Source organism: Pedobacter chinensis, assembly GCF_003339865.1.
In the GTDB taxonomy this organism is placed as follows: Bacteria; Bacteroidota; Bacteroidia; order Sphingobacteriales; family Sphingobacteriaceae; genus Pedobacter; species Pedobacter chinensis.
Map to the genome: position 1 here is coordinate 130,978 of NZ_QPKV01000006.1, position 11,728 is coordinate 142,705.

General features: G+C 35.4%; 12 protein-coding genes. 8 read left to right on the plus strand and 4 right to left on the minus strand.

Annotated features, from left to right (window positions below):
* Positions 1 to 139: 139 nt before the first annotated feature.
* Positions 140 to 1,081 (plus strand): exonuclease, encoded by a 942-nt coding sequence (locus tag DU508_RS14860; protein WP_115403598.1) that lies wholly within the window; start codon positions 140 to 142, stop codon positions 1,079 to 1,081.
* 107 nt (positions 1,082 to 1,188) lie between these two features.
* Positions 1,189 to 1,329: a DUF5522 domain-containing protein gene (locus tag DU508_RS23870; RefSeq protein ID WP_158542183.1), complete on the plus strand. Its 141-nt coding sequence runs from the start codon at positions 1,189 to 1,191 to the stop codon at positions 1,327 to 1,329.
* Positions 1,330 to 1,355: 26 nt separating this feature from the next.
* Here DU508_RS23870 and DU508_RS14865 read toward each other — a convergent pair whose 3' ends face one another.
* The 4 genes from DU508_RS14865 to DU508_RS14880 all read right to left on the minus strand — a co-directional run bounded on the left by DU508_RS14865 (position 1,356) and on the right by DU508_RS14880 (position 4,185).
* Entirely contained in the window at positions 1,356 to 1,964 is a 609-nt protein-coding gene (locus tag DU508_RS14865) for a Uma2 family endonuclease (protein WP_115403599.1), read from the minus strand.
* 212 nt (positions 1,965 to 2,176) lie between these two features.
* Positions 2,177 to 2,893 (minus strand): ZIP family metal transporter, encoded by a 717-nt coding sequence (locus tag DU508_RS14870; RefSeq protein WP_115403600.1) that lies wholly within the window; start codon positions 2,891 to 2,893, stop codon positions 2,177 to 2,179.
* Complete coding sequence (locus tag DU508_RS14875; protein ID WP_115403601.1) at positions 2,894 to 3,457, minus strand: phosphatase PAP2 family protein; 564 nt, start codon at positions 3,455 to 3,457, stop codon at positions 2,894 to 2,896.
* A complete protein-coding gene (locus tag DU508_RS14880) occupies positions 3,454 to 4,185 on the minus strand; it encodes a class I SAM-dependent methyltransferase (protein ID WP_115403602.1) in 732 nt (243 codons plus the stop codon). Before DU508_RS14880 ends, DU508_RS14875 begins: the two co-directional genes overlap by 4 nt.
* A gap of 433 nt (positions 4,186 to 4,618) precedes the next feature.
* Here DU508_RS14880 and glmM point away from each other — a divergent pair, with 433 nt between their 5' ends.
* The 6 genes from glmM (at position 4,619) to DU508_RS14915 (ending at position 11,640) form a co-directional block, all read left to right on the plus strand.
* Positions 4,619 to 6,004 carry a phosphoglucosamine mutase gene (glmM, locus tag DU508_RS14885; protein ID WP_115403603.1) on the plus strand — a complete coding sequence of 462 codons (1,386 nt, stop codon included), beginning with the start codon at positions 4,619 to 4,621 and terminating at the stop codon, positions 6,002 to 6,004.
* Between the two features lie 91 nt (positions 6,005 to 6,095).
* Positions 6,096 to 7,244 (plus strand): cysteine desulfurase family protein, encoded by a 1,149-nt coding sequence (locus tag DU508_RS14890; RefSeq protein WP_115403604.1) that lies wholly within the window; start codon positions 6,096 to 6,098, stop codon positions 7,242 to 7,244.
* A gap of 700 nt (positions 7,245 to 7,944) precedes the next feature.
* Positions 7,945 to 8,148: a hypothetical protein gene (locus tag DU508_RS14900; protein WP_115403606.1), complete on the plus strand. Its 204-nt coding sequence runs from the start codon at positions 7,945 to 7,947 to the stop codon at positions 8,146 to 8,148.
* A gap of 78 nt (positions 8,149 to 8,226) precedes the next feature.
* Complete coding sequence (locus DU508_RS14905; RefSeq protein WP_115403607.1) at positions 8,227 to 9,126, plus strand: MBL fold metallo-hydrolase; 900 nt, start codon at positions 8,227 to 8,229, stop codon at positions 9,124 to 9,126.
* 173 nt (positions 9,127 to 9,299) lie between these two features.
* Positions 9,300 to 10,631 (plus strand): cytochrome ubiquinol oxidase subunit I, encoded by a 1,332-nt coding sequence (locus DU508_RS14910; RefSeq protein WP_115403608.1) that lies wholly within the window; start codon positions 9,300 to 9,302, stop codon positions 10,629 to 10,631.
* 4 nt (positions 10,632 to 10,635) lie between these two features.
* A complete protein-coding gene (locus tag DU508_RS14915) occupies positions 10,636 to 11,640 on the plus strand; it encodes a cytochrome d ubiquinol oxidase subunit II (protein ID WP_115403609.1) in 1,005 nt (334 codons plus the stop codon).
* The last annotated feature ends 88 nt before the right edge of the window (positions 11,641 to 11,728 follow it).

Here is an 11,728-nt window from a genome sequence, read left to right on the forward strand (position 1 = left end):
TTGTAAACCTCAATTATGATTTTAAACGATTATTCTAACAGGATTATACTATCTATCTATGGGTAATTTTTTTAGATTATTTGAAAATGTTAAATCGCTTAAAATCCTGCCTTATCCTTAAATCCCGTAAATCCTGACTATGATTATAGACGATTTTATTACCATTACTCCAACAGGATTATACTGTGTTTATGGTAATTTTTATTTAGATCCTCAACAACCTGTAGCGGAGGCTGTAATTTCTCATGCGCATGGCGATCATGCAATAGGCGGCAGCAAGAATGTATACTGTACAGCTGCTACAAAAACTTTTATGGAACATCGTTACCGCAAATTTGCAGCAGTTGATTTTCATACCAAACAATACCATAAAACCTTTAAAATTAATGATGTAACAATAACTTTTTATTCCGCTGGTCATATTTTAGGCTCAGCACAGGTTTTAATGGAGTATAAAGGCATAAAATATCTATATACTGGCGATTATAAAATTGAACCTGATCATAGCTGTGAACCATTTGAATTTGTTCAGACAGATGTTTTGATTACGGAAAGCACTTTTGCCAATCCTGAAACGAAACACCCATCGCCGGTTGATGAAATTAAAAAGCTTAATGAAACCAAGGCAAATATTATGCTTGGCGCTTATGCCTTAGGTAAAAGCCAACGGATTATTCAGCTATTGAATACCCATTGCCCAACAAAAAATGTGATGGTGCATCACAGTATTATGCCTTTTATTAAGATTTATGAAGATTTCGGCATGAAGTTGGGCAGCCATAAAATGTACGATCGGAAAATAATGAAGAACAATCATGAGCATCAGGTTTATATCGTTCCGCCGATGGTTTTTCACAGTTACCACAAAGCCATCAATGTTGTTCGTGCTTTTGCTTCCGGATGGAAGAATTTACAGCAACAGAACGGAATTTCACTTTATATTTCGGATCATGCGGATTGGAATGCTATTTTAGAAACTATAGAAAAGGTTAAGCCTAAACAGGTATGGACTTTACATGGCGATGGTAAACAGCTAAAGGAGTATTTTAACAACAGATTGAAGGTAAAAATCCTTAACTAAGGAACAGGATTTCAGGATTCAAGGATTTTTAAGATAAAAATGGAAAATATAACTATTAAGCATCAACAAGTTTAAATTCACTTACTCAAAATTCACTCATTATTAACATGAAAGAGGGCGAAGACTTTTACTTTAACGAAGATGGATTGATGGTTTTCACAGAAGCTTATCACTTAAAACGTGGCTATTGCTGTAAAAACAAATGCAAACATTGTCCGTGGGGTTACGGAAAGAAAAAGAAAAAATAGTCCAGTTTTCAATTACCAATTTACAGTTATTTTGTTTGTGAATCAAAGCGAACATGGTTATAAATATCACTTAAAGCAACATCAAAACCCATAGAAACGAAAGTTAATACATCGGTAATTTCTTTGTGCTCATTAAGTGTCCAATTTTGTTCATCGTTAATATAATGAGCCTCGACAGATGTAGATTCGGAATCAATCATGATGTATTCTTTTAATGATGGAATATCTTTATACAGGCTAAATTTTTTCCCTCTATCGTAATCCTTCGTTGAAGGGGAAAGAATTTCAATAATCACACTTGGTAAAATCGCAGTGTCTTCATCCACTTCACTGTGCAAATAATTATTACAGTAAATGGAAATATCAGGATAGGTAAATAATGTATTCTCCGGAATGCTCATCCTCATATCGCTGCCAAAAATGTAGCATGATTTTCCTTTTAAATTATTGCCAACTACAAGGAAAATATTGGTAAATATCCAATTATGATTTTCGCTTGCACCAGACATCGCAAATATCTCGCCTTGAAAATATTCATGCTTTACCGTTGATGATTTTTCCATTTCCAAATATTCCTCAACAGTATAGTGTCTTTTCTGGTAGGCTACAAACGGTTCATTTATAATCTCATCCATGAACGAATTTACCTAATTTTTTTGTGAGGTTTGGAAAGATTAAACGATTAAACATTTAAAACGGCTAGTTAGAGTGGCTGTTTGGTTAATTGTTTTGTTGGTTAATCGGTTAATTGTTTCAGTCGGTTAATCGGTTAATTGTTTCGGTTGGTTAATCGGTTAACTGTTTTAATTGGTTAATTGAAAATTGCCAACTAAAAACTGCAAACTAACTAGTGTCCTACAAAAAAACCAATCAACGCCACTCCAATTCCAAGTAAAACAGCGAACATTTTACGAGTATTAATTTTATGGTCGGCGCTCGATTCGAATAGAATGGTAGTAGATATATGTAAGAAAATCCCGATTACAATCCCCATTATTTTGTTAAAATAAGCATCGATGCCACCTATTGAACCATTGCTTAAGCCAACGCTTACATAAAAGCCCAATGGAGCCATAAAAGCGAAAATGATGAGATAAAGAATAATACTGCCCTTTTTGAAATGGTTTTGCATTAAAATACTCGCTAAAGCAAATGCAGCTGGAATATGATGTAAGGAAATGCCAAATATCAATTCATTATGCTGATCTTTAGCTAGTGGCATTCCTTCTAAAAAGGCATGCAAACATAAACTAATCATAATCCCAAAGGGAAAAACATGACCATCATGATGTTTATGAATATGCCCATGCTCTACACCTTCAGAAAATTGCTCGAGAAAAATTTGCAATAAAAAACCCAGTAGAATAAAAATTCCGATTTCATATTTATCATTACCACTGTATGCATCTGGAATCAGGTGTAAAACAGTAATAGCAAAAAGATATGCACCACTGAAAGATAATATCAGTTTTAAGAGTTTGGATTTATCGCTTTTAACCAAAAATATAGCAGAGCCTCCTAAAAAAGCACAGAAAAAAAGTACGGCAAATTTCCAAGCTTCCATTTAAAAATCAGGTTGTAAAGTTTTAAATAATCTGGCGCCAAGCAAACCAATGGTTATACCAAGTAAAGCACCAGTAGTTACATCAACAGGATAATGTACGCCAACATAAACCTGTGCAAAGCTAATTATTGTAGCCCAAAATAATCCGAGAGGCAAAGTCGGTTTCCAACGGCTATAAAAAACGCAAATTAAAAATACAGCAATGGCAAAATGATTGGTAGCGTGTGCCGATGGAAAGCTTAGTCCACTTCCACAAGGTACGCGATGGATAATATCATTTGCTAAGCTAAAATCATTGCATGGACGTACTCTGGCCACAAATGGTTTAATCAATCGTGATGCAATTAAATCACCCATGGCAAAGGTAAAAAGTGCCATCCCAATAATATAATAACCTTGTTTTTTATATTGTTTAATGCAAAAAACAATGATAAAAAGGTAAAGTGGCGACCAAAAAAAACGGTTGCGCATCAAGGGCATCAGCCAATCGAAAAAACTGTTTGAAAGTCCGCGGTGGATTTTCAAAAACAGGTCTGCATCAAATTGCTGTATGCTTTCTATCATGCTTTTTTGCAGATTAAAATTAGTCTGTCAGAATTTGTTTGATCAAAATCATCGAGTGCATAACTGCCAAAGGCTTTCTGTATAACCATACCTGCTTTAGTTAACATCCGTTCAAAATCTTCAAAACTAAAGGCCTGCACACGTTCTTCGAAGTTGTAAATCTTTTGCTTATCCTCAAAATTTATCTTTTTAATAATTTTTCCATCCACAACATTCTTGTCAATATGGAAGGTAATCCCATCAAGCGATTTAGTTTCGCATGAATTTAAATTCCTGATGATTTTTTCTGTATTAAAATAATCTATTACCAAAACTCCATTGGCATTTAAACTTTTTCTGAAGGTTTTTATCGCGTTCACATGATCTTTCTCGGTATCGAAATAGCCGAAACTGGTAAATAAATTTAAAGCAACATCGAAGTAATTAATATAGAACAATTTTCGCATATCGTGTACTAAAAAATGCAGTTTGTCATTCTCGAACTGTTTCGCATATTTTATACTTTGCTCTGATAAGTCGATTCCTGTAACATCATAACCCTTTTTATTGAGATATATGGAATGTCTGCCTTTTCCGCAAGCAATATCGAGCATTTTTGAATCGGCTTTTGGATGAAGGTATTTAGTTAAGTTGTCAATGAAAAATTCAGCTTCGGCATCGTTTCTTTGTTGGTAAAGAATATGATAATATGGCGAATTAAACCAATATTGAAACCACTTGCGCTGCATACAGAAAGCCTTTTTGTTTTAGAAAGGTGCAAACTTAGATAAAATTGCATAAACGCGGTACATTAAATTCACACCAAAGCAATTTATCATTCTCTTCGTAACTGCCAAAAATAAACAATTACTGCGGAAATATAGGCTTTTACTATTCTTATTGGGTATTAAGTGATGTAAAACTTATTTATTGGAAATTCTTTTTTATTGCACCACCTCTGAAAAATCTGTTATGCTGTGTCAGTTTATAAACTGACACAATTTCTTTCTGAAAAATTAAAAATCAAATCACACGTTTGATTTCTATAAACAACCTAACTTCTATTATATACATCGTGTAAATAGATATAAAAACAATGTAAATTAATGCTGCCCAAGCCTTTTGAAATAGTCGCTATCTTGTTTTTTTTCTTATTTTTGAGCCTCAAATAAATTATAAGAAGTGACTTTAATAAAATCAATTTCGGGAATACGAGGAACCATAGGCGGACAAGCTGGAAATGGCTTAACACCGATAGATGTAGTGAAATTTACAGCTGCTTTTGGTAGCTGGGTAGTTCAAAAAACAGGTAATAAAAAGATAGTTTTAGGTCGTGATGCACGTATTTCCGGCGAAATGGTTAATAATTTAGTGATCGGAACATTACAGGGTTTAGGTATAGAAGTTATTGATTTAGGTTTATCAACCACACCAACTGTAGAAATTGCTGTTCCTGCTGAGCAAGCAGGTGGCGGCATTATTTTAACGGCAAGCCATAATCCTAAGCAATGGAACGCGCTTAAACTATTAAATTCTGATGGCGAATTTATTAGTGATGCTGATGGTAAAGAAGTTTTAGATTTAGCGGAAAGTGCAAGTTTCGAATTTGCCGATGTAGATAAATTGGGGAAGGTTATTAAAAACGATACTTACCTTCAGAAACATATTGATAAAGTTTTAGCATTGCCTTTGGTTGATATTGAAGCTATTAAAAAAGCCGATTTCAAAATCGTTATCGACTGTGTTAATTCTACTGGTGGTATCTTTATTCCAGCCTTACTAAAAGCTTTGGGCGTTACCAGAGTGGTTGAATTATATTGTACTCCAGATGGGCATTTTCCACATAACCCTGAACCTCTTCCCGAAAATTTAACTGAAATTTCAAAAGAAGTGCAGAAACAAAATGCCGATTTAGGCATTGTGGTTGATCCAGATGTTGATCGTTTATGTTTCGTTAACGAAGATGGTAGCATGTTTGGCGAAGAATACACACTTGTTGCTGTTGCTGATTATGTATTAAAAAATACTCCTGGAAATACAGTATCAAACCTTTCATCAACCCGTGCACTACGTGATGTAACCGAAAAAGCTGGTTCTGAATATAATGCATCGGCTGTTGGAGAAGTGAATGTGGTTAATAAAATGAAAGCTACCAATGCCATTATCGGTGGTGAGGGTAATGGTGGAATCATTTATCCTGAATCTCACTACGGAAGAGACGCCTTAGTTGGAATCGCTTTATTTTTAACTCATTTAGCTAAATTTGGTAAGTCAATTTCTATTTTACGCAGCAGCTATCCGCAATATCATATTTCGAAGAACAAAATTACACTTACGCCAGAAATGGATATCGATAACTTATTGAAACAAGTGGAAGAGAAATATAAAAATCAGCCATATAGCACTATTGATGGTTTGAAAATTGAGTTCGATAAAACATGGGTGCATTTACGTCGTTCTAATACAGAGCCAATTATCCGCATTTATAGCGAGGCAGAAAATGAAACCATTGCTGAAAACCTGGCAAATAAAATCATTTCTGACATTAAAGAAATATTGCACCTTTAGTCAGATTTTGTGTAAAATAAAGCGAGTTAAAATAAAATATTAAAATATTAGCGGGTAATATCAGTTATCGCTAAACAGGTGGAATTATAATATGAAGAGGATTTACTTAGATAATGCGGCAACAACGCCTTTAGATAAAGATGTAATTGCAGAAATGACGAATGTAATGGAAAACTATTTTGGTAATCCATCGGCTATTCACGCACTTGGTCGCGAGGTTAGAACCTTAGTTGAAAAGGCCCGTAAAACCGTTGCCAATCTTTTAGGTGCATCTCCATCTGAAATCTTTTTCACATCTGGCGGTACTGAAGCAGATAATACAGCAATCCGTTGTGGAATTTCAGCTTACGGAATTAAACATGCCATTACCTCAAAAATAGAACATCATGCTGTTGAGCACACACTCAATATGATGCTTAAAAATGGCGAAATTGATAAACTAAGTTTTGTTAATATCGATGAAAAAGGTAATGTTGATTACGCACATTTAGAAGAATTGCTGCAAAACAACGAACGTACTTTTGTATCCTTAATGCACGCAAATAATGAATTGGGAACATTAACGGATATGGTTAAAGTTGGCGATATCTGCGAGAAATACAATGCTATTTATCATGCAGATACCGTTCAAACGATGGGACATTATCCTCATCGTGTACGCGAGCTTAAAGCTCATTTCATTGTATGTGCGGCGCATAAACTTCATGGACCAAAAGGCGTAGGGTTTTTGTATGTAAACAGCAATATTAAAATCCCGCCAATGATTTACGGAGGAGCCCAGGAACGTAATATGCGTGGTGGGACCGAAAATGTTTATGGCATTGTTGGCTTAGCGAAGGCATTGGAAATTGCGTATGCAGAAATGGAACAACATCAAAATCATATCCAGGGCTTGAAAGATTATCTAAAAGAACAGCTAACCGCTGAAATTCCTGGAATTGCATTCAATGGCGAAACAGACGCTGATAAAAGCCTTTATACGGTATTAAATGTTTCGTTCCCTGAAATGGATATGGGCGATATGCTATTGTTTAATTTGGATATTAACGGCATTTGTGCGTCAGGTGGCAGCGCTTGTTCATCAGGTTCAAACATTGGCTCACATGTTTTAAATGGTATTAAAGCCGATCCAAATCGTCCTTCAGTTCGCTTTTCTTTTAGCAAATACACCACAAAAGAGGAATTGGATTACGTAATTGAAAAAGTTAAAATGGTGGTTAAACAGAATGCTTTGGCATAAAATATCAGTAACCAGTAAGAAAAAGTCCCGATGAAAATCGGGACTTTTTTTTGGGATGGAAATTTAATATCTGGCTAGTGCATCATCACGAATAAAAGAGATTACATCTGATCGATCTGTTATAGAAAGCAATGGCTAAAAAATGCCCTTGCAAAATCCAAAACAAAACCTTATCTTTAATCAAGACAAAGACAGTTCAACTGTTTATTTTATTTGTAATCCCTTAACGAAACCTTATCAAATCCCCTGGTATAAGGTTGAACGAATTTCTGACAGACTTAAGCATTCTAAAGAGCAGCTCATATGTATTGAAGAATTTATTAAACCTTGAGGGCTTTTCAAGCTTTCCATAAATCTTATCGTTATGAAAAATGATCAAATAAATCCCGAGCTTAACAACGCAAAGCCTGAGGAAAAATTGGATAGAAAACACATTTATAAGTTTATTTTGAATCCATTTTCTTTTGAATCCTCTAATCATTTTAATAAAATACATAAAAGGAGGTTTAATTCATTTGGATGCATTCATGAAATTAAAAAATTGCCAGGCGCAATGTTGTAATTTCTTTAATACTTTCTTTAATTCACAACTACCTTTCAGGTAGCGGATGGCTTTGTATTGTAAAAGGTATTCTAAAAGCAACTAACAAAAACAAAATAATTTTTCGTTTGTTTCTGTTAATACATCAATTGAAATATTATGGAAACTAATAAGGAAAAAGGTAAAATCGTTGAGAACGAATTGCTAAATAAAACTGCCGAAGATATAAAAGATGATAGAAAACTAGATGAGAACAAATCATCCAAAGTAGCTACCAATTTATTCAATAAGGATAAAGACCGCAAAAATAATTCATTTGGTCCAGGACATGAGCCAGGTACAACTCCAGGTTCCGGCATATAATTGAACATATCATATTTGATCAGAAATTATTAAATTTAAACCACAGTAATCCTGTGGTTTTTTTAATTTATCCCAAAAATGAAAAGAAGAAATTTTATTAAAGATTCGGCATTGGCAATGGCTATGCTTTCCATTTATAAAAGCGATGTTTTTGCTCAGCAGGAATTGCTACGGGCATATAACTTTAAACCGTTAAGAAATAATGTTGGTATTTTCACTGAACAGGGTGGAACGATCGGCTGGCTGAATTCCTCAAGTGGATTTGTTGTTGTTGATGCACAATTTCCTGCCTCTGCGCCTCATGTGATAGAGGAATTAAAGAAATTAGGCGAAAAACCTTTCAAGTACCTGATTAATACCCATCACCATAGTGACCACACGGCAGGAAATATTTCTTTCAAAGGCTTGGCGGATAAAGTTGTAGCGCATCAAAATTCACTGGTTAATCAAAAGAGGGTAGCAGAGAAAGCTAATAATCTGGATCAGCAATTATTGCCTGATACCACTTTCGGTACAGGTTGGAAAGCTAAAATCGGAGAGGATAAGATCAGTGGCTATTATTATGGTTCCGGCCATACCAATGGAGATGCGGTTTATCATTTTGAAAACACCAATATCGTTCATGTTGGCGATTTAGTTTCTAATAGGAAATATCCATATATTGATAGAGAAAATGGTGCGCACATAGGAAACTGGATTATAGCCCTGGATAAAATTTATAATCAGTTTGACAATGATACTTTGTTTATTTTCGGACATAGTCGTGAACCAGAAAAGGTAACAGGAAACAAGGCCGATGTGAAGGCATTTCAAAATTATCTGCAAAATTTATTGACCTTTGTTGGCAACGAAATAAAAGCGGGCAAAAGCAAAGAAGAAATTTTAAAAACAACAGCAATTCCAAATGCTTCAGAGTGGCAGGGAGAAGGAATACAACGAAGCTTAACTGCTGCTTACGATGAGTTAAAAGGAGTTTAGTTTTAAGCTGCAGATTCCTATAAACTAATCTGTGAATCTGCAGCCACCCCTCAAAATCTTTTTTCAATTTATAAACATTCTATATTTAAAATAAAGCTAAACAACATTTTCAAAATCAGTATAACTAAACCCTTATCTGTTATATTTGTGTTACACCAAATCCAATATCAGATATGGATGATTTTTTAGCTGCCCGTTCCCAAATGGCCTTATCATTAGGCTTTCACATTATTTTTTCCTGTATCGGTATGGTAATGCCATTTTTTATGGCTGTATCGCATTATAAATGGTTAAAAACGAATGATGAGGTATATAAGAATCTTACCAAGGCCTGGAGTAAAGGCGTAGCGATTTTCTTTGCCACTGGAGCCGTATCCGGAACGATGTTATCATTTGAATTGGGCCTGCTCTGGCCAAAGTTTATGGAACATGCCGGGCCGATCTTCGGAATGCCCTTTTCATTAGAGGGCACAGCATTTTTTATCGAGGCAATCGCTTTAGGTTTTTTCCTGTACGGGTGGAATAAACTAAATAAATGGTTTCATTGGTTTACAGGAATGGTGGTTGGTGTAAGCGGATTAGCATCAGGAATTTTGGTTGTTGCCGCTAATGCATGGATGAACAGCCCGGCTGGATTTGATTTTGTAAATGGAAAATATCTGAACATTGACCCTATTCAGGCCATGTTCAACAAAGCGTGGTTTTCTCAGGCATTGCACATGTGCTTAGCGGCATTTACGGCTACAGGTTTTGCAGTTGCTGGTGTACATGCACTGATGATTTTGAGGAATAAAAATAAAGAGTTTCATTTAAAGGCCTTTAAAATTGCTGCAATATTTGCCTGTATTGGTGCATTGTTACAACCTTTAAGTGGCGATATATCGGCAAAAGATGTTGCGCAGCGGCAGCCAGCTAAATTAGCGGCAATGGAGGCTCTTTATAAAACTGAAAAACCCGCGCCATTATTAATCGGTGGCATTGTAAATGAAAAAGATAAAACCGTAAAAGGGGCGATTAAAATCCCTGGTGCTTTAAGTTTTCTTGCTCATGGCGATTTTAAAGCAGAAGTAAAAGGACTGGATAAAATTCCCGAAAATGAACATCCGCCTGTCGCCATTACACATTATGCTTTTCAGATTATGGTTGGAATAGGAACTTTATTAATGCTTGTTTCGCTCATTTATTTCTTTATTCTTTTAAGGAAAAAGCCTTTATTGGATAAACGTTGGGTACTTAAGTTGTTTGTGCTGGCAATTCCATTAGGTTATATCGCTTTAGAAGCAGGATGGGTGGTAACTGAAGTTGGGAGGCAACCCTGGATAATTTATGGTATTATGCTTACTAAAGATGCAGTGACACCCATGCCCGGAATTGCTTATTCGTTTTACATTTTTACGGCAATTTATGTTTCATTAAGCATAATTGTAACGTTTTTGCTTTACCGCCAAATTAAAATGGTTCCATATGTTTATGATCAATTGAAATCCTCAAATAAACTAAATTAGCACTATGGAGTATGTTGTAATTACTTTTTTATGTTTGGGGATTTTGCTTTATTTCCTATTGGGTGGTGCAGATTTTGGTGCTGGTATTATTGAGCTTTTTACTTCTGTAAAAAACAGGAGTAAAACCAGAAAAACCATGTATCAAGCCATTGGCCCGGTGTGGGAAGCAAACCATATGTGGCTAATCATAGCAATTGTAATTCTGTTTGTTGGTTTCCCCAATATTTACACCACTATGTCGGTTTATTTGCATATACCATTGCTCATTATGCTTATTGGTATTATTGCCCGTGGAACTGCATTTGTTTTTCGTCATTATGATGCCGTTAAGGACAATATGCAGGAGGTTTACAATAAAATATTCGTGTATTCAAGCTTTATCACGCCCTTGTTCCTGGGTATAATTGCAGGTAGTGTAATTTCTGGCCATATTGATACAGAGGCTAACGATTTCCTTTCAGCGTATATTTTTGGATGGTTTAATTGGTTCTCTATCGCTGTAGGCTTATTTACCGTTGCGCTATGCGGTTTTCTTGCGGCCATTTATCTCATCGGCGAAACTCAGGATGCACATGATAAAAGGCGCTTTATAAAGAAGGCGGAATTGATGAATGTGGCGGCTGTAATATTTGGGGCTATGGTTTTTATCGCTGCACAACGTGATCAAATTCCATTGGTAGATTGGGTTTTCAAAAATACAATTGGCTTATCAGCCATCATTTTAGCAAGTTTATCACTGATTTTACTTTGGTATCTGTTAATCAAAGGTAAAACGAAAGTATTGAGAATTTTAGCAGGTTTTCAGGTTACGATGATTTTGCTGGCGATCAGTTATGCTCATTTCCCAAACTTTATTCGCTTAAAAAATGGTAATGCGATTTCACTTTTCGAAGCTGTTGGACCGGAGAAAACAATTTACAGTTTAGGCTTAGCGCTTTTATTAGGAAGTATTTTGATTTTGCCCTTCCTTGGGTATTTGTTTTATAAATTTCAAAAGAAAGAGGAGTAGGTACCAAATCTGTGATACTGAGCTCTGCCAATGGCAATATTGTTTGGAGTTTGTCATTCTGAACGCAGTGAAGAATCTGCAGCCGATG